Below are 18,732 nucleotides of genomic sequence, written 5' to 3'. Positions count from 1 at the left end.
TTAGTTTGAATTAAATACGAGACTATGGCATCAACCAGAATCGGTGTTGTTTATTATTATTAATTTGTTTAAAGGTCACAGCTATAGTCGCACTTACATCCTACTCACCACTCTTACACATACTCCCACTACTCACTTTTGCTCCCATTCCTTACCTCAATCCCACTACTTACTCTACTCCTACTCCTACTCCTACTCCTAGTCCTTACCTCAATCTCACTACTCACTCTTGCTCATACTCCTCACCTTACTCCCACTAATCTCTCTTACTCTTCCCCCTACTCCTTACTTCCAACTCTCACACCTGCTCCCTCCTCCTCTCCCACCAATCGAACCTAAAAAAGGCCCCATAAACGAGGCCTTTTCTTCATTTCCTAATCATAGCTCGGAACACGAATTTGGGCAGCACTGCCTGTCTGCGCCATCGCGACTTTTGTCCCTTCGCAACGGGAGCGAACAAAAGTCGATGCAACCACTCCAGATTGAGTTTTTTCCATAGCGCTGGTGCAGGAGTAACTTTTCCCGCAATTACATCTAAGCTGCCCCCCACGCCAAAAACAACTTTTACCTGCGTAAGCTCCTGTTTGTGCTTATATACCCATTTGTCAGAGTATGGCGCACCCATCGCAACGATCAGGAAATCTGGCTGTGCGCGCTGTATTTCTGCTACAATGGCAGGCTCCTCTTCCTTGGTAAGAAAACCATTATGTCTTCCTGCAATCTTCACATTCGGATATAACTCCGTGATCTTTTCGACCGCTTTACAGCTGGTAAGCTCATCTGTTCCCAAGAAATAAAAACTCCATCCCAAGCTATTTCCTTGCTCCAAAAGCTCAAGAAGCAGCTCATATCCAGTTACCCTCTCAGCAATAGGATCGCCTTTTCTTTTTGATGCCATCACAATGCCAATCCCGTCAGGAGTGATTAAATCCGCTTCTTGAAGTATGGTTCGTAGCAGCTCGTCCGATTGACTTGTTATCGTAATTTCCGGGTTAGCCGTGATCAAATGGAAAAGTTTCGATTCCCCAGATTGAATATGTTTTGTTAGATGAAGTGTTGTCTCATGTAGTGTTAGTTTTGAAAAGGGAACTCCTAATATTGAAACTGTCCCGTCCATATAATCACCTCTCACTAAAATTCCACTTCAATATACCTTACCATAATCAAGAGGAGGAAGGGGAGTCATTTAAGTTACTTAATCACCCCAGCTACTACGCTACCCAAACACTTCAGCCATTCCACCACTCCGACCATCCCAGCCACTACAGCCATCCCCAGCAACCCCGCCACCACAGCTACTCTACTCACCCAAACACCCTATAGCTCCACTCACTCCTCCATAAACTTCCACCACTCTACTAACCAAGATTCATCGATCCCCCGCATGCGGAATTCCTCTACAAGTATCTTCCGGAATCGTTTTTCCATTTTGACAAAGTTATTATCCTCCTGGTACATAGGGGCAAAGGATTCATCATCTCTAATAAAACTCCAAAAATCGCCCGCACACTCCATAATCTTTCGGCCGACAGTCGTTTGTTTGGCTACAGGTACCAGCCATTTGTCATAGGGGTAGGGGTGACCTTCAATAGTAATGGCACAGCGTAATGCTTCTTTATAAAGAGAAACCGCTAAAAATAAAATAGGAAAGGCGTCGCCACGCACTACCGGATTATCTAAGCTTTTGGCATAACTTCTTAACTGTATGTATGAATTCTTACGAAATCTCATTAGGACTTCAGGTTGGAGGGGCACATAGGCATCAAAAAGCGACTTTACATCCAATCGGTCATAGTAGATATAAGAAATAGAAGCATTCCACAGCCATTCCATATTTCCGCTCATTAACGCCGCTTTGATTTCTGATATTTTATGCAGTGTGTAATGTCCGGACTTGCCGCTGGGAAGTCGTAAATCCATAAAAAAACTACTTTGCTCCGGGATCAGCCCCGCTTGCTCGAACCGATGATTAATGCTGCTATAATACTCGTCCTGACAAATAATGATTACATCCACATCCGACTGCTCATCCACCACACCAAGTGCGGTCGATCCATCAAGGAGAATACTTACCCGCTGACTCTCCTCTTTCATTAACGGATGATTTAGAATTTCTTGTGTGATATACTGCCCAATTTCCTCTAATAATTCGCTATGAACCTGCGTCTTATCAGGTGTTAATAAAATATCCGACAACACTGATTTCACCATCTCAACCCCAACCTCCAATCAATCTCAATTTCTCAAAAAAATAAAACGCTTACACCTAACCTAATATTTGGATAATGGAGTACCATTCTACACTCCTAATATATATCTTGCAAGGATAAATGAAGTACCCTTTTGCCTAAGCCTAAATATAATGAAGTATCTATTTACTTGGAAAGGGGTAAAAGCATGGCGCAGCCAAAAGTGATTGCTACAGTCCGCTCTGCCGGACCGATCGGAGATATAAAAGTAAATGTCGTCACGAATCGAGTATACTTTGTAAACCCAGACACCGAGGCTGGAACTATCGGGGTATTGGAGGGCAGAACTAATCGCATTATCGCTCGGATCCCTGTAGGAAGACTGCCGTCTCAGCTCGGAATCAACCCCCAAACCAACCGGATTTATGTACCTAACTTCCGTGACGAAAACGTATCTGTCATAAACGGGCGGACAAACCAGGTAATCAAAACTGTCAAAGTAGGCCGATTCCCAGACAATATCGGAGTAAATGTTCGAACCAATCTGATTTATGTAACTAGCGCATTCGGAACCCTATTCGTCATAGACGGGAAAACAAATCAGGTCCGTAAAAAGATTGAAATCGGTGGACGCCCCTCCAGAATTGTTATCAATGAGCTTACCAACCGTGTCTATGTGACCAATACAGTAAATGATAGCGTCACCGTCATTGACGGAACTACACAGGCGATCATTGCGACAATAAAAGTCGGAAGTAACCCCGTGATAGCGCCAGCACTTAATAAAATTACCAATCGTATTTATGTCGCTAATAACTTGAGCCGGTTTCTTTCTGTGATCAATGGCCGAACCAATAAATTGTTGCGTAATGTACAGCTGGGACGTTTGCAAAGTGAGGTCGTTATAAATCCGCTGACGAATCGTATTTATGTCTCAAGTGCACAAGTGGAGGGTAAGGGCAGGCTGTTTGTCATAGATGGGCGCAACAACAAAATTATAACCACAAAGGTGTTGCCTACCTCCTCCAACACGATTATCAACCCGAATACAAATCATTTATTTGTTGGTAATTTTGATAAGAATCATATGTCCGTTTATAACGCCACCACGTTTAAACGGCTCGCAAGATTCTCCTCCGTATCAGGCAGCACTGTGCTAAACCCGCTCACAAATAGAATTTATGTAGGTGGAAACGACTCCATAACGGTCATTCAGGATGGACCAAGACTCACTCAGAGTTCTATTTTTAATTAAGACAAAAAGACGCCCACCATAGGTGAGCGTCTTTCTACATATCAAATTACATCGATCTAGCGGATGAAACTTGTTTAACAGCCACTTTTTCCTCGATTGTTTCTGTATCCTTAGGCTGTATCCCTCTTTTTATGAAGAAAGCTAGGATAAAGGCAATGATGGCTACGCCTACTGACACTAAGAATGCATCGTTAATTCCTTCGATCGTTGCTTTTGCGATGACTTGGTTTTGAATGCCAAGCAATTGCTCTGCAGAAGGCTTAGCCGTTAATTTACTCACAGCTTCAGCTACCATATCTTTGACATGTGATGTGGTACTGTTAGACATAATCGTTACAAGCAGCGCCCCGCCAATCGCCCCGGAGACTTGCTGAATCGTACTGTTCATGGCTGTACCATGCGGTGTATATTTAGCCGGAATGGAGTTCAGACCATTGGTCATCACAGGCATCATAACCATTGAAATCCCGAACATTCTCACAGAATACAAAATCATAAGTGTCGAATATTTCGTTGTCTCAGTTAGATCACTAAAGAAATACGTACTGATCACTACGATAGCCAGACCGATTAACGCTAAGACTTTGCCGCCGAATTTATCGAACAATTTACCTGTGATTGGAGACATAACCCCCATAATCAACGCACCAGGCAACATTAGCAGTCCCGAATCCAAAGGTGAAATGCCTCTAATATTTTGCAGATAAATCGGCATTAACATCATGGCTGAGAACATCGCCATATTCAGTGTAATCGAAATCGCTGAGGATAAAGCGAACATCGGATATTTGTACACTCTGAAGTTAAGCATAGGCTCCTTCATCTTCATCTGGCGCATAATGAATATCACTAAACCAATAACCCCGATAATAAGGGTGGAGTAGACCATTGGATCATCCCATCCTTTATTCCCAGCGGAACTGAAGCCGTATAGAAGACCCCCGAACCCAATCGCTGATAGAACTACGGATAGAATATCAATTTTAATAGCCACATCTTTTTTAGGATCATGCAGTTTGAAGAAGGCAAGAATGAACACCAATACGGCGATCGGTGCAATCATAAAGAACAGCACAGGCCATTCATAATGCTGAATAATCCATCCTGAGAGTGTAGGACCAATGGCTGGTGCAAAAATCATAACCAAACCAAACATCCCCATGGCCGAGCCACGTTTTTCAGGTGGAAATGTGGTGAACAATACATTCATTAATAATGGCATCATAATCGCGGCCCCTGAGGCTTGGACCATTCTCGCAATCAATAATACAGGGAAACTTGGAGCAAAGCCTCCAATGAAGGTCCCTATTGCAAATAATCCAATGGCGATTAGGAATAATCGTCTGGCTGTATACTTTTGAATTAAAAAGGCCGTTGAAGGAATCATGATCCCGTTCACTAACATATAACCCGTCGATAACCACTGTACCGTTGAGGCACTGACATCAAAATCCTTCATAATCGATGGTAAAGCTATATTGAGCAAGGTATTACTCAGTAAAGCAACAAATGCACCAATCATAAGGATTGCCAAAATCCCATAGGACGCTTTACTTTCTTTCGTTTTCATTTTGGAATCCTCCATTCTATAATCATACCGTCGGTTCAATTTTGAACTTATGTTACAATGTAGAATATATTACTCTTATATTTACTGCTTGGCAAGTCAGAATTCATTTAAAAACTAAATTGTATTAAGTGGAAATATAAGCTAGTCTATTCTACGTGAAGTGTTTTTTTTGCACAAAAGAGTCCAGCTTAAAGGGGCACCTAAGATGATAAATAAACGGAAAGAGCAAGTGATTCAAAAAGCACATGAATTATTTATTGAAAAAGGCTACCACGCCACATCCATACAGGACATTCTGAATCACAGCCGGATCTCCAAAGGATCTTTTTATAATTATTTCCCTTCCAAGGGGGATCTCTTTAAAGCTGTATTCACCTCTATTCATGACCAGCTGGAAGAAGGCAGAAATGGCCTGCTTATTGGCCAGGACCCCTCTGACATTGATATATTCGCTAAACAGGTTCAACTGGTTATGAAAATCAATAAGAAAAATAAATTGTTGCAGCTGGTTGAAGATGCCCTGGTCTCCAATGATCCGGATTTAATTACGTTCATCAAAAAAACTAAATTCACCTTATTAACCTGGGTGCATGAACGTTTCCTGCATATATTTTCTGAAGATAAAAAACCCTATCTACTGGATGGAGCCATCATTTTCACAGGCATCTTGCAAGATATGCTGCAAATTAACAGTGCCATGAATGAAGTCATTACCTCTCAACAAATCATTAATTATTGCACTACTCTTATCCAGACGATTGTTGAGGACTTAAGTGAAAAAGGAATGCAGCTTATCTCCCCCGATCATGTAGGGAAACTATTGCCTGTTGCTGAATACACTGATTTTTTTAATAATGATTTATCGTTTGCGACCGTAAGCTTAAAAAAAATTATTGATAAATCATTCGCCGCCGATGATCCTAGCCTGTCCAATGCACTGAAGCTGTTATATTTTATCCAAGAAGAGATCATGAACAACAAGGAACCAAGAGAGTTCTTAATCGAAAGCGCCCTGCTCTCCTTGAAAATGTGCCCTCAGTTTAATGAAACGAAGGAATTTGCGCATTATCAGACAGTGTTATCTGCAATGCTCTAAGCACAATCAAAGTATGGCTTCAATCATTTAAGCGTATTCTAAACGCAAGGCACGAAACTAAAAGTGTGGTGACCGATTTGTTCAAGCTTTTATTAATCGAAGATGATACAACGCTGTTTAATGAGATCAAAGAACGGCTTACGCAGTGGTCTTATGATGTATATGGCATTCAAGATTTCAACAATGTTACGCAGGAATTCACGGAAATCAAACCTGATTTAGTGATAATTGATATCCAATTACCCAAATTCGATGGGTTTCATTGGTGCAGAATGATTCGCTCTCACTCTAATCTGCCGATTATCTTCTTATCCTCTCGGGATCATCCGACAGATATGGTGATGTCCATGCAGCTGGGAGCCGATGATTATATCCAAAAGCCCTTCCATTTCGATGTACTCATTGCCAAGGTGCAAGCCATTCTCCGGCGTGTGTACAATTACAATACGGATAACATTGAACTCAAAACGTGGTGCGGAGCTACCGTCGATTATGAGCGGAATTCAGTGACCAACGACACGGGAACGATTGAGCTTACCAAAAATGAGATTTTCATATTGAAATTGCTCATTGAGAAAAAGAATAAAATTGTCACCCGCGAGGAATTAATTAATAGCTTATGGGACGATAAGCGCTTTATTAGCGATAACACCCTTACCGTCAACGTAAATCGGCTGCGCAAAAAGCTCGACGAGCTTGAATTAGGGGCGTTTATTGAGACGAAGGTTGGACAAGGGTACGTAGCCATTGAAGAGGATTCTCTATGATTAAAAAGTACCTGCTCGAAAGACTCGGTTGGATTTTGCTTTTTCTCTTTGTACATCTATTTATGCTCTTTATCACCTTTATGGACCCGACCATCCCCCTGTCTTCAGTGCTCTATCTGGTCTCTTTATCGATGATTTTTTTCGTAATTTTTCTAGTCATTCGCTATCCTAAGGAAACCAGATTTTATAAAAGCTTAAATGAGCGGGACGATGATCTCGATCTGACAAGCATCGCTCTTGCCGAAAGTCCTTTTGAGAAAATCATCGAAGAGAGCATCACCAACCAAGTGAAATTGTTAAAGCGGACTGCTTCAGACAATTTAATGAATTTGGAGCAAGAGAAGGATGAGTTGTTATCCTGGATTCATGAAGTAAAGACTCCACTGACCGCAATGCATCTAATGATTGAGCGTATAGAAGATGATGTTATGAAGGGGCACTTGACCTATGAGTGGCTTCGTATTCACCTGCTGCTGGATCAGCAGCTCCATCAAAGACGGATACCATTTATTGAAAACGACCTGTACATGGAGCAAATCGATATAGAAACGCTTATTTTTAGTGAGATTAAGACATTACAATCTTGGTGTATTCAGAAGGGAATCGGCTTTGAGTTGAACTTAGAAGCTGCTGAAGTGCTTAGTGATGCTAAATGGCTGGCTTTTATCCTCAGACAACTCCTAACCAACGCCGTAAAATATAGTGAATCTTCTGATATTACAGTGAATAGCTACCAGCAAGCTGAACATATCGTTCTTGAGGTGAAGGATTGCGGGCGCGGGATAGATCCGAAGGACCTGCCGCGCATCTTCGACAGAGGGTTTACTTCCACTACTGTACATCGCGACAATGCCGCCACAGGCATGGGCTTATATTTAGCTCAGAAAGCAGCTCAATCCTTACTCATCATCATCGGGGTTCAATCCAAGCTCGGAGCGGGATCAACATTTACGCTAACCTTCCCACTCAAAAATGAATTCGTTAAAATCTCAAGCATGTGACAACAATGTCACATGCTTTTATATTTTGTTCGGGCAATCGCAGGATAAGAACAATAAACTTTTTTATAATAAAGCTATACAAGAAGAAACGAAGGAGTGAATCATTATGGCAATTCTAGAAGCTACTAAAATTCATAAAAGCTATGGCAATAAATTAAACAAACAATCCGTGTTAAGCGGACTCGATATTCGTATAGAAGAAGGCGAATTCGTTGGCATCATGGGGCCTTCCGGTTCAGGTAAAACCACCCTACTCAACGTACTCTCGTCGATCGACAAAATCAGTAACGGATCTATTACCATCGAGGGCAATGAAATCTCCAATATGAAAGAGAAGCAGCTTGCTGAATTTCGCAAGAATCATTTAGGTTTTATATTTCAAGAATATAATCTCTTGGACACGCTGACGGTAAAGGAGAACATCCTGCTGCCACTATCCATTACCAATACACCCAAGAAAGCCGCCAATCAGAAATTCGAAAGTCTCGCAAAGGAATTGGGGATTTTGGAATTAAAAAATAAGTACCCCAATGAAATCTCTGGCGGTCAAAAACAACGTACCTCAGCAGCTCGTGCCTTCATTCATGATCCAAGTATTATTTTTGCAGATGAGCCTACCGGGGCGCTGGATTCTAAATCCGCTTCTGATTTATTAAATAAGCTAAGTGAACTCAATCAAAAACGAAAAGCAACTATCGTTATGGTTACACATGATCCAGTGGCTGCCAGTTATTGCAGTAGAGTTATTTTTATAAAAGATGGAAAAATCTATACGCAACTAAATAAAGGAGAACAATCAAGACAAGTTTTCTTCAACGACATTATAAAAACACAGGGTGTATTAGGCGGTGTGCAGAATGAGCATTAATGTATTAATGATTCGAAATCTGCGAAAAAACATCCGAAATTACTACCTATACGTGTTTGCGCTAGTTTTTAGTGTGGCCTTATATTTCGCCTTTGTCACCTTGCAATATGATCCCTCGATGGATGAGCTGGAAAGCTCTATCAAAGGGGGCGCAGCCATCACGGCTGCCTCGGTTTTACTAGTCGTAATTGTCTCTATTTTCCTGTTGTATGCTAATACGATCTTTATCAAACGACGCGGCAAAGAAATTGGCTTATTTCAGTTAATTGGAATGACCAAAAATAAAATTTTCCGCATTCTTTCGGCAGAGAACTTTATCCTATATTTCGGTTCCTTGATCCTGGGGATATTAGTAGGCTTTTCTATCTCAAAATTGATCCTCATGATCTTATTTAAAATAATGGGGGTCGATGCTATAGCCTCCCTTCATTTCTCTATCGAAGCTTTGATTCAGACATTGATCGTATTCTGTGTGATTTATCTTTTGATCATGCTGATGAATTATGGATTTATTAAAAGACAAAGTATCTTATCCTTGTTCCGGGTGACCTCAACAACAGAAGGTACAGTGAAAAAGTTATCCTTCTTTGAAATGATCATAGGGATTGTCGGAATTGGCCTAATCCTACTGGGCTATGTGCTCTCCTCTAAATTACTTACCGACGACGTAACCTCAATGAATCAATTGGCTATATCCATGATTACTATTTTGGGATCCGTCATTATTGGGACCTATCTATTTTATAAAGGCTCGGTAAGTTTTATTTTTCATATCATTCGTAAGCGGAAAAACGGCTATCTGAACATTAGAGAGGTTCTATCTCTTTCCTCCATTATGTTTCGCATGAAATCCAATGCCGTATTATTGACCATCATCACAACGGTATCGGCACTAGCCCTGGGTTTATTATCCCTTAGCTACATTTCCTTTTACTCTGCTGAGAAAACTTCCAAGCAATATGTCCCAACGGATTTTGTATTCACGAATGCCCAAGAGGCTGAACAATTTACAAAGATCCTAACGGCAAATGATTTAGTATTTACAGAAAGAAGGACCCAAGTCCTTCAGGTCGATGTAGATGTTGAAGAGATTCTTGTTAAAAAACCGGACGGAGACAATATGTTTTCAAATATTATGACCCTGGCGATCATAAGTGAAAATGCACTTGAAGACGTTGATCTAACTCCAGATAAAGCTTATTTTACGAAATCAAGCAGTGCACTGGATAATTTTGTTACTATGAAAGATAAAGGTGCGATTGAACTCAAAGGGTTACATGAGGTTTTTCCACAGGATTATAAAAGATTAGATATCGAAAGTCCCATTTCAGGGTATTACACAGGTGGTGGCTTACCGGTTGCGGTTGTAGACGAATCGATCTTTAAGCGCTTAAAGAAGGATTTAGATCCTGCCCTTCAAAGGGGATCCTCCCTTAATATCGGGATTGATATGAAAGTCCGGGCAAGCGTTGAACAGGCAAATGAACTTTTCAAGACCTTGAAATTTGATGAGAAAAACAAACAAGACTCTCAATTAGAGTCGATAAAAGGTCAAAAACAAAATATGGGACTCATTATGTTTATCGTTGCTTTTCTGGGGTTAACCTTCTTGATTACCTCCGGATGTATTCTATACTTTAAACAAATGGATGAAAGTGAAAATGAAAAACCTAACTACACCATTCTGAGAAAGCTTGGGTTCACGCAAGGTGATTTGCTCAGAGGTATACAGATGAAGCAATTGTTCAACTTCGGTATTCCATTAGTCATAGGTCTGCTTCACAGCTACTTCGCCGTTAAATCCGGCTGGTTCTTATTCGGCACAGAGCTTTGGACACCGATGATTCTGGTGATGCTGTTATACACTGCTTTGTATTCGATCTTTGCAATATTGTCCGTCTTCTATTACAAAAAGGTAATTAAAGAGGCGCTTTAAAATAACAAAGGTGTTCCAAAAGCCATCATGGCTTAGGGACACCTTTGTTTGATTTGATATCATTTACAGGTAGGAGGCACCGGCATCTATCGGACACAGATGAACCTCTTTCTAAGTAATAGCGTCACTGGAGTCCGAAACCCTGCTCTATAGGCTAAAAATTCGCAAATAACGCCAACGGGGTCCGTAACGCTCAGAGGATCTGTCGAATCCCTCAGCTATTCACAATCCCCAATACAAATCCATCATAACCTTTGCTTCCCACCGTCTGAATGGCAGTAGCCGAAATTCTAGACTCTTCAGCCAACAGATCATAAAATTCCCGTACGCCTACTACACGAGCGTCTTCGCTATTCTCATTAATGACCTCGCCTTCACGAATCACATTATCTCCAAGGATCACCGTTCCGGGCTGGGAGAATTGCAGCGCCCACTTTAAATAGTTAGGATTATTCGGTTTATCGGCATCTATAAAAATAAAGTCGAAGGGTTCAACGCCCTCTTGTTTCATCTGAGACAGTTGCTCTAATGCATCCCCTACACGAAGCTCTACCAGATGATCCACCTCGGCAAGCGAAAGATTAGCTTTAGCTACCTGCGCATGAATAGGATCCAGCTCCAAGGTAACTATCTGTCCGTCAGACGGCAGGGCTCTTGCCATCCAAATCGTACTGTACCCTCCCAAGGTGCCAATCTCCAAAATCCGGCGTGCACCTTTCATTTGCACCAGTAGATTGAGGAATTTCCCCTGACTAGGCGAAACATCAAAGGGCGGCAACCCTGCCTGTTGATTGGTGACCAACACTTCTTCCAACACAGCGTCCTGTGGAATCAGGCGCTCTGTAATATACTGATCGACTTTATCCCAAGTAGTCGTTTGATTCATATTTATCACTTCTCCTTTAGTATTGATTTTGGTTTAGATGAACTTATAAATTCCACATTTAGGGATCGTTCGTAACTACGAGGAGTGTTTGGACTTCCGGTCGCTGTTGTCTCCAGATTTCTTCAATTTAAACACTGTTCATGGTTGAAATCCGGAGACAAAGGCGATCGCTACGCTCCTACAGTTCCAAACCTCCTCTCCATTATTCCTTTCCCTAATCTCATCTTTCCAAGTTCATCTTTATATCTGTATTGTAAATCAGTTATAATCATAAATATAATATATCTTTATATTTAATTTATATATTTAATATATGAATCGAAGAATGGGAGTTTAACCATGAACCTACATGCCTTACGCTTATTCCATGTAATCGCATCGGCAGGCAGTGTGACACGCGCTTCAGAAATTTTAAATATAAGTCAGCCTGCCATCACTGCGCAGATTAAGAAGTTCGAAAAGGAACTGTCCTTTGCCCTATTTAAACCTCAAGGCAGAGGAATTGCTTTAACGGATGCAGGGGAAGAGCTTACTCTACTCGCCAAGCGACTGTTCGCCGTAGAACAACAAATTGAGCAATTCGCTCAAGATTATGTTAACGGCAGTAACGGATGTATCCGTCTAGCCGCAACGTATTTGCCTGCTCACTTTCTCATTCCTACCTGGATTGCAAAGTTCAAGCAGCAATATGAACAAGTGGAGATGATGATCACCACTACAAACTCAAGTGATGCCCTCAAGCAGCTGTTAAATGTAGATGTGGATATAGCTATTTATGGAGGAATCGCCGAGGCTTATCCAGATACAATCCAGACAGAGGAGTTATTTCAGGACGAGTTATGGTTTGTAGTCGCACCCGATCATCGTTATGCCAATCAGCAAGTTTCTCTATCCGAAATGATGAAGGAACCCTTCGTTATGCGTGAAGAAGGGAGTTCAACGCGGGAGCGATTATTATCTTTATGCCGCACATACAACACACCCGCTCCTATCATCTCTTTGCAATTTAATGGACTACATGAAGCCATCAAAGCCGTTATCGCCGGATATGGTGCAAACTTCGTTTCTTCATTAGTCGTACGCAAATACGTAGAGCGTGGAGAATTGTGCCGAGTATATGTAGAAGGCGTCCATCTGAAAAATACCATTGCGATCTGTACACGTAAAAATGAGCCCTTATCAGCAGCCGCAGTGAATTTAATTGAGATGATTCGACACAATCCTTATACGATATAGCGGAATGATTGCTCATTCCCAACAAAAGAGGCCTTCCCTTTCGGGAAAGCCTCAAAGCTTCTTTTTTTACACCGTCCGATCCAATTTAACTTCAAACGCACCTCCAGTTACATAATCCATGTACCTAGTATTTCCGTCGAAATCCAAATAAGCTTGATAGCGGGTACGAATAGCCGCTGCAGAAATCAGATCCAGCACCTTCTCCTTGGCTACCCACATCACTTCAGATGTTTCCTCCGAAGTACTTAATTCTCCACCCACGGGCTTGCAGATAAAGTCTAACATGACCTTGGTAGGAACATCCGTCTCACCGTCATACCATTTATGCATACCTGTATTCGAATACACGCCAATCAATTGAGAAACAACAACATCTATTCCACTTTCCTCTTTAATCTCGCGAATTAGTGCATCCATTAGGTTTTCTCCAACTTCCACTTGTCCTCCAGGAAATACCCAGCCACCATGATGTGTTTTTACTAAAAGAATATCTCCCTCTTCATTTATTGCAATTCCACCCACCGCTACAATATGTGTTGGCCAAGCCATAGATAGCACCTCTTTTTTTAGAAGAGTCTAGCAATTTATCGATAATCTGTAAACGATATTTTTCTATTCCATAACGCTTTAAAAGCTTCGCACTGTTCTATTAAATCATCAAACTTCCCTTCCCCAACAATTGATCCTTGATCCACTACCAATATCTTATCAACGTCTTTTATAAAATTAAGCCTGTGGGCCACAATGATGATAGTTTTATCCTTAAATTCATTCAAAATCGTCTCCATAAGACTTTGCTCAGTGATATTATCAAGCGCTGACACGGGCTCATCCAGAATTAGAATATTTCTTTTTTGGGCAATGACTCTGGCAAACGCTAATCGCTGTCTTTCGCCTCCTGATAATTTGAGACCTTTTTCGCCCACCAAAGTATCTAAGCGATCCGGTAAATGGCTTACTTTTTCCTGCAAATGAACTTTTCCCAGAATCTCATATAGCTCTTCATCCGACAGAGTATCCTCATCAAATACAATATTATCCCTTATCGTAGCATCAAAAATCGGCGTATCTTGGGATAGATAGGAAATATGATCATAGTAGCTATTCAAACGAATCTCATCGATATCCTTACCGTCCAGTAAGAGTTCACCTTCGCCCTTTTTTAATAACCCCACAATCAATTTAATCAGCGTAGATTTCCCGCCTCCACTTAATCCGACAATAGCAACAGAAGTTCCTCGCGTAAGCGAAAAAGACAGGTTGTTCAGTATCTGCACATTCCCATAAGTAAAGGACACCTCCCTAAACTCAATATTGCCTTGGAGCTCAGTGATGGCTTCTCCGGATTCCAAGTTCTTATCTTCTGGGGCAGCAATAAATTCCTCGAATCTTCTGTAGGTCACTTTATTCAGTCTGTAATCTACAAATAAAACATTAAAGATGGCAACTGGGGTATAAATTTTATCGATGAACATAAACAATGCGACCACAATACCAAGGGAGGTCTCGCCTGCGACAATGCTTTTCACACCATAAATCAGGACAACAACTTTAATGATCGTGACAAATAACTCGAATATAGCAAAAAAAGCTTCATGGATCATTTTTAGCTGAGCATTTTTATGAATGATAGTGCGTGCAGTCTGGCTTAATTTATCGATCTCTTTCTCATATCTCTTGTTGGTTCTAAAGACGACCAATTCCATAAACCCGCGGATAGAGAATCTGGACATCTTTTCTTGCTCTTGGAGAATGGCAGCCTTCATGGCATACAGAAATTTCAACAACAGATTTGTTATCAGAAAGACAACCACGTAGCCAGCTGCAATCACTAACATGATCCTTAGATCATAGAAGCTGATAAAGACTAGACTGAATAGAAGAGTAGGTAACAACTCATGTAATGTTTTGAGAAAAAAAGAAAAAATAATGCTGTTTCCAGCCGCTGCCCCGTTCTCGATCACCTTAATCATCTGCCCTGTTCCCATATCCTGATACGCTTGATAATCCATTTTTGATATTTTGGACAGTGCAAGAATCTTTAACCGCTCCGTGATGCTGTTCGATAAAAACACACTCGGGTATTCGTCTATATAATTCAGGATCGCCACCCCAGCTAGCAGAAACCCATACACCATAATTAATGTGGATATTTCACCAAAACTGTTGATTACCGTGGCCTTATCTAATATTTTTTGAAAGACAACAACCCCTAAACTACTTAACAGCTGAATGGCAAAACCCAATAAAATATAACCACATACCCACCACTTTAGATGAGCTAGACTCTTTTTTAACATATCATTTATCCCCTCTTTTAATTGAATGCAAAAAAGCCAGGCGCCCCTATCCCACTGTAAAAAACCATCCACAAATAAACGGTTCTCTAAGTTAAATAGGTTAAGTGCCTGGCTCTACAAAAATAGCTGCCTATGGCACCGTTCAAAGCTCTAGTTAGTTGTAACCAAAAGGGTAGATTCCCCCCTTGATAGCTGGTACGCGTTTCACCCAGCCCGATAACTAGTTCCTTGTAACGGTACGGAAAGACATCCATTTCACCTCAATTAAAAGAATTGTTCCTATTATAATTCTGTAAGCCTTTTTATTCAAGAGTTCCGTTTAACGATACGTAGTCCGGCCACTTGGCCAACCTTATGTCCTTCATGAGAAGCAAACTTGATCGTAACTGCTGATTTGCCGCTCGTGATCGGCTGCGGGAGTTCATAGCGAATCGTCTCCAGCTTATTCATCTCCTCAGACTCAAGAGTGCCTACACCAAGTTGCTCCCCATCCGCCAAAATATCAAATGCCAGCGAAGTATCGTTCGACTTCAGATACGTGACCACCAGATCCACTTGCTCATCCGGCAAAACTTCCATCGTGAAGGAGAACCAGCCATTGATCCAGCTGTCCCGATACTTGCGATTGTGGATTTTACCTAAGCCTACAAATTCACCTGTGAAATTATGATCGCGTTCAGGCTGCATTTCAGCAGGTTGTACCGAATCGACAGTTAACTGCTCAAGCAGCAAGTTATTCTCCACGGCTTCGCGATATTCAGCCTCTGCCAGCTTCCACTCTTCCGGTGTAAATAAATCCCAATACACGGAATAACGATGATCATGCATAGGGTAGAACGGACGAAGCTCATGATCCCCTATATACCCTAAACCTTTCATCCGGAACACATTTTTGCTCACATTAGATTGGATGAGGTTGTCCGTCAGTGTGTCCCGATCTCCGATTAATACGGAAGCAAGGGCGCGATCGCTATTGGTCTCTGCATTTATAGGCCCAAAATCACCTGCGAGCACAAGTGGCCCGTAAAGGAATGCAACTCGGTTCGGATTATCCGGCATCGTCTCGATTCTCACCGACATCGGAATATCGTATTCGACAACGTCTCCATCCTGCCACTCTCTATCCAAAGTAAAGTAGTTAGATTTGCCTACATTTACTTGAACATCTTCACCATTTACGCTAACACTCATCCCTTGCTCAGCCCAGTAAGGATATCTTAGCTTTAATGTGAATTTCGTTGGCTGTGCTGCACTGATCCGCAGTACACCTTGTCCCTCTGCCGGGAACTTGGTCTCTTGCTGCAAGCTAATGCCTTGCTCTTTCCAAGCCACTGTAGAAGGTACGTACTGATTGACATAAAGCTCATCTGCACTATGGAAGTATATCGCCGAGCCATACATAGAATGGCTTTCCATTCCCGAACCTACACAACACGTAAAGCTTTCGAACTGCGAATTAAACGATTTATGTCCACCCATCTCGAGAGATACGAAGTAACATACCCGGCCATCTACCGGCTCCTGAGAGGCTAAGATGTGGTTATACATCGCACGTTCGTAGTAATCCGCATACGCTGCATACGCATCCCATTGGAACATATGCTTAGTCAGCTTCAGCATGTTGTACGTGTTGCATGTCTCACATGAACCTTCACCCAATCGATCATTTAACTTATCCGGTTCACCAAAATGCTCATTATAGCTGTTGCCGCCGATCACATAAGAATGATGATTCACGACCCGATCCCAGAAGAAGCGGGAAATACCTGCATAATGCTCCTGCCCAGTTACCTCATATTGTCTAGCAGCTCCGATGATTTTTGGAATCTGTGTATTAGCATGTCTTCCAGCTAGGGTATCTTTTTCTACGGCCAGATCATTAAGCACTTCCCCATGATAAAAGCTTTCCGCTAACGCGAGGAAACGATCTTCTCCGGAATCCTCTGCCAAATCCGTCAGCGCTTCATTCATGCCGCCAAACTCACAACGCAGCACCTCTTGGATCTGATCTTTACTCAGCCCTGCAAAAATATCCTCAAGCCACAGCCCCAGCTTCGTTTCAATAACGAGCGCCTTCTGATTGCCGGCCAATCGATAAGCATCGCGAAGACCTGCAAACAGCTTATGCATCGTGTAAAGCGGCACCCAACCTCCGTTGAGGTCAAAGCCCTGTGAGCGAATGTCGCCTGCCTTCACTTCCTCAAATAACTCCTTGCCACGAGGAATGCCGGAAATAAAGCCATTGCCATGCGCATCCTGACATAGCTCTAATTCATCTACTACATAATTCACGCGTTGTAGCAGCTCTTCATTTCCCGTAGAGGCATACATTAACGCACATCCAGAAATATAATGGCCTAACGTATGGCCGCTAATGCCCTGAGATTCCCAGCCCTCGTAGTGAGCAGCCTTAGGCTCTAAGCCAGCATATTCGCGAAAACGCGACAGAAGCCGATCTGCCTCAAGCTTGAGTAAATAATCAGTATTTAACTCCATCGCATGGAGAAGTGGACCTGAATCAATTCGTACGTTCTGTAGATCAAAAGCTTGCGTCTTCAATGAAATCGCTCCCTCGCAATCTTGTCAGGGTTAGATGACAAGTGTATATTTGTATCCATAAGATAACACCGGAACGTTGATTTGTCGGTAGATCAGTCGTACAAATAGTGGACAAACCCGACTTATTGATTGCTAGGAGGACCGCATGACCTACTTAAAAATAAATGCAGATGTACCTGTTCATTTTACAGCGGCAGGTGAATTTATCTCAGAAACACCATGGAAGCATGTGGAGCGTGTTATGGGGAACTACGAACTAATCATTGGGGTGAACGAAACGGTATATTTGAGTGAGGAGAACAAACAATTTGAAGTAGGCCCTGACGAAGCTCTTCTGCTCATGCCTAATCGCACACATGTCGGCTATAGAGAGTCACGACCCGGGGTTAAGTTTTATTGGTTTCATTTCGAACTGACAACCGAGGGGTTATTACTGAGTGAGGAGGAAATGAAGCCTGAGGCAGAAGAAATCTTTTCGCGCACACAGCGCTTATGGTCCGTACATGATCTATATCTGCCCCAAATCATAAAAATCGAACATAGTGACCGGATTCATATTCTGGCGAATCAAATCCTTCATGTGGCCAACTCGGGGTATTTAACCTATTCCAGCGTTAATTATTTGCTGACCTCGCTTTTAATTGAGCTGTCTGAGCATGCACTTCAGCCGTTCGCCAGTAAGCTGATCCGCGCACAGCAAGATGTCACCTTCGTCAAAATAGCTGAGTGGACAAGGATACATGCAAGCGAACCACTTACCGTGGCCATCATCGCGGATAAATTCAATTACAACAAGGACTATCTAGCTCGGCTATTTAAACAGCATACCTCCATGGGGCCATTAGAATATATCCATTCAGTACGTGTGACTAAAGCGAAGGAGCTACTAACCAGAACCGCATTAAGCGTGAGGGACATCGCGACAGAGACGGGATTCACCGACGATAAATATTTCATGCGCCTCTTCCGAAAATACGAAAACATGACACCCACCCAATATCGTAACGCTTATCATAAGACGTTTATGAATAATGACTGAAGTAAAGCCACCCCTAAATATGGAGTGGCT

15 protein-coding genes are annotated in these 18,732 nt (G+C 42.1%); 8 read left to right on the top strand and 7 right to left on the bottom strand.

Features of this window, described 5'->3' with window-relative positions; genetic code table 11:
* Positions 1 to 367: 367 nt before the first annotated feature.
* Complete coding sequence (locus tag MHB37_RS02090) at positions 368 to 1,117, bottom strand: WecB/TagA/CpsF family glycosyltransferase (RefSeq protein WP_076192743.1); 750 nt, start codon at positions 1,115 to 1,117, stop codon at positions 368 to 370.
* Between the two features lie 212 nt (positions 1,118 to 1,329).
* Positions 1,330 to 2,211: a nucleotidyltransferase domain-containing protein gene (locus MHB37_RS02085; RefSeq protein ID WP_076192741.1), complete on the bottom strand. Its 882-nt coding sequence runs from the start codon at positions 2,209 to 2,211 to the stop codon at positions 1,330 to 1,332.
* 186 nt (positions 2,212 to 2,397) lie between these two features.
* Here MHB37_RS02085 and MHB37_RS02080 point away from each other — a divergent pair, with 186 nt between their 5' ends.
* Complete coding sequence (locus tag MHB37_RS02080) at positions 2,398 to 3,444, top strand: YncE family protein (protein ID WP_076192739.1); 1,047 nt, start codon at positions 2,398 to 2,400, stop codon at positions 3,442 to 3,444.
* Positions 3,445 to 3,490: 46 nt separating this feature from the next.
* On the opposite strand, the gene MHB37_RS02075 is transcribed toward MHB37_RS02080, so the two are convergent.
* Complete coding sequence (locus MHB37_RS02075; RefSeq protein ID WP_076185676.1) at positions 3,491 to 5,014, bottom strand: DHA2 family efflux MFS transporter permease subunit; 1,524 nt, start codon at positions 5,012 to 5,014, stop codon at positions 3,491 to 3,493.
* Positions 5,015 to 5,219: 205 nt separating this feature from the next.
* On the opposite strand from MHB37_RS02075, the gene MHB37_RS02070 reads away from it, so the two are divergent.
* The 5 genes from MHB37_RS02070 (at position 5,220) to MHB37_RS02050 (ending at position 10,682) form a co-directional block, all read left to right on the top strand.
* Positions 5,220 to 6,110, top strand: a complete 891-nt coding sequence (locus MHB37_RS02070) for a TetR/AcrR family transcriptional regulator (protein ID WP_256717207.1) — start codon at positions 5,220 to 5,222, stop codon at positions 6,108 to 6,110.
* Positions 6,111 to 6,187: 77 nt separating this feature from the next.
* Entirely contained in the window at positions 6,188 to 6,877 is a 690-nt protein-coding gene (locus tag MHB37_RS02065) for a response regulator transcription factor (protein WP_076124606.1), read from the top strand.
* Positions 6,874 to 7,878 (top strand): sensor histidine kinase, encoded by a 1,005-nt coding sequence (locus MHB37_RS02060; RefSeq protein ID WP_076192734.1) that lies wholly within the window; start codon positions 6,874 to 6,876, stop codon positions 7,876 to 7,878. Before MHB37_RS02065 ends, MHB37_RS02060 begins: the two co-directional genes overlap by 4 nt.
* Before the next feature lie 106 nt (positions 7,879 to 7,984).
* Positions 7,985 to 8,746: an ABC transporter ATP-binding protein gene (locus MHB37_RS02055; RefSeq protein ID WP_038568421.1), complete on the top strand. Its 762-nt coding sequence runs from the start codon at positions 7,985 to 7,987 to the stop codon at positions 8,744 to 8,746.
* On the top strand, positions 8,736 to 10,682 hold the full coding sequence (locus tag MHB37_RS02050; protein WP_076124609.1) for an FtsX-like permease family protein: 1,947 nt from the start codon (positions 8,736 to 8,738) through the stop codon (positions 10,680 to 10,682). Before MHB37_RS02055 ends, MHB37_RS02050 begins: the two co-directional genes overlap by 11 nt.
* A gap of 214 nt (positions 10,683 to 10,896) precedes the next feature.
* On the opposite strand, the gene MHB37_RS02045 is transcribed toward MHB37_RS02050, so the two are convergent.
* Positions 10,897 to 11,568 carry an O-methyltransferase gene (locus tag MHB37_RS02045; protein WP_076302322.1) on the bottom strand — a complete coding sequence of 224 codons (672 nt, stop codon included), beginning with the start codon at positions 11,566 to 11,568 and terminating at the stop codon, positions 10,897 to 10,899.
* Positions 11,569 to 11,907: 339 nt separating this feature from the next.
* Here MHB37_RS02045 and MHB37_RS02040 point away from each other — a divergent pair, with 339 nt between their 5' ends.
* Positions 11,908 to 12,804: a LysR family transcriptional regulator gene (locus MHB37_RS02040; protein WP_076124612.1), complete on the top strand. Its 897-nt coding sequence runs from the start codon at positions 11,908 to 11,910 to the stop codon at positions 12,802 to 12,804.
* A gap of 66 nt (positions 12,805 to 12,870) precedes the next feature.
* Here the strand turns inward: MHB37_RS02040 and MHB37_RS02035 are convergent, their stop codons facing one another.
* The 3 genes from MHB37_RS02035 to MHB37_RS02025 all read right to left on the bottom strand — a co-directional run bounded on the left by MHB37_RS02035 (position 12,871) and on the right by MHB37_RS02025 (position 17,663).
* On the bottom strand, positions 12,871 to 13,353 hold the full coding sequence (locus tag MHB37_RS02035; protein WP_076101239.1) for an NUDIX hydrolase: 483 nt from the start codon (positions 13,351 to 13,353) through the stop codon (positions 12,871 to 12,873).
* A 35-nt stretch (positions 13,354 to 13,388) separates the two neighbouring features.
* Positions 13,389 to 15,104, bottom strand: a complete 1,716-nt coding sequence (locus MHB37_RS02030; RefSeq protein WP_076275994.1) for an ABC transporter ATP-binding protein — start codon at positions 15,102 to 15,104, stop codon at positions 13,389 to 13,391.
* A gap of 306 nt (positions 15,105 to 15,410) precedes the next feature.
* Entirely contained in the window at positions 15,411 to 17,663 is a 2,253-nt protein-coding gene (locus tag MHB37_RS02025; protein ID WP_340916278.1) for a beta-L-arabinofuranosidase domain-containing protein, read from the bottom strand.
* Between the two features lie 145 nt (positions 17,664 to 17,808).
* Between MHB37_RS02025 and MHB37_RS02020 the strand changes: the two genes are divergently transcribed.
* Positions 17,809 to 18,702, top strand: coding sequence for a helix-turn-helix transcriptional regulator (locus MHB37_RS02020; protein ID WP_076307947.1), 894 nt, complete (start codon positions 17,809 to 17,811; stop codon positions 18,700 to 18,702).
* The last annotated feature ends 30 nt before the right edge of the window (positions 18,703 to 18,732 follow it).

Source organism: Paenibacillus sp. FSL H3-0286 (assembly GCF_045040705.1).
GTDB classification, from domain to species: domain Bacteria; phylum Bacillota; class Bacilli; order Paenibacillales; family Paenibacillaceae; genus Paenibacillus_AQ; species Paenibacillus_AQ odorifer.
This window is presented reverse-complemented; position numbering and strand designations above follow the sequence as displayed.

What these genes read in the sequence shown, in the direction of transcription:
- MHB37_RS02080 (WP_076192739.1), top strand. Translation starts at nt 2,398, where the DNA reads ATGGCGCAGCCAAAAGTGATTGCTACAGTCCGCTCTGCCGGACCGATC.
- MHB37_RS02085 (WP_076192741.1), bottom strand. Translation starts at nt 2,211, where the DNA reads ATGGTGAAATCAGTGTTGTCGGATATTTTATTAACACCTGATAAGACG.
- MHB37_RS02050 (WP_076124609.1), top strand. Translation starts at nt 8,736, where the DNA reads ATGAGCATTAATGTATTAATGATTCGAAATCTGCGAAAAAACATCCGA.
- MHB37_RS02030 (WP_076275994.1), bottom strand. Translation starts at nt 15,104, where the DNA reads ATGTTAAAAAAGAGTCTAGCTCATCTAAAGTGGTGGGTATGTGGTTAT.
- MHB37_RS02055 (WP_038568421.1), top strand. Translation starts at nt 7,985, where the DNA reads ATGGCAATTCTAGAAGCTACTAAAATTCATAAAAGCTATGGCAATAAA.
- MHB37_RS02035 (WP_076101239.1), bottom strand. Translation starts at nt 13,353, where the DNA reads ATGGCTTGGCCAACACATATTGTAGCGGTGGGTGGAATTGCAATAAAT.
- MHB37_RS02090 (WP_076192743.1), bottom strand. Translation starts at nt 1,117, where the DNA reads ATGGACGGGACAGTTTCAATATTAGGAGTTCCCTTTTCAAAACTAACA.
- MHB37_RS02020 (WP_076307947.1), top strand. Translation starts at nt 17,809, where the DNA reads ATGACCTACTTAAAAATAAATGCAGATGTACCTGTTCATTTTACAGCG.
- MHB37_RS02070 (WP_256717207.1), top strand. Translation starts at nt 5,220, where the DNA reads ATGATAAATAAACGGAAAGAGCAAGTGATTCAAAAAGCACATGAATTA.
- MHB37_RS02040 (WP_076124612.1), top strand. Translation starts at nt 11,908, where the DNA reads ATGAACCTACATGCCTTACGCTTATTCCATGTAATCGCATCGGCAGGC.
- MHB37_RS02060 (WP_076192734.1), top strand. Translation starts at nt 6,874, where the DNA reads ATGATTAAAAAGTACCTGCTCGAAAGACTCGGTTGGATTTTGCTTTTT.
- MHB37_RS02075 (WP_076185676.1), bottom strand. Translation starts at nt 5,014, where the DNA reads ATGAAAACGAAAGAAAGTAAAGCGTCCTATGGGATTTTGGCAATCCTT.
- MHB37_RS02045 (WP_076302322.1), bottom strand. Translation starts at nt 11,568, where the DNA reads ATGAATCAAACGACTACTTGGGATAAAGTCGATCAGTATATTACAGAG.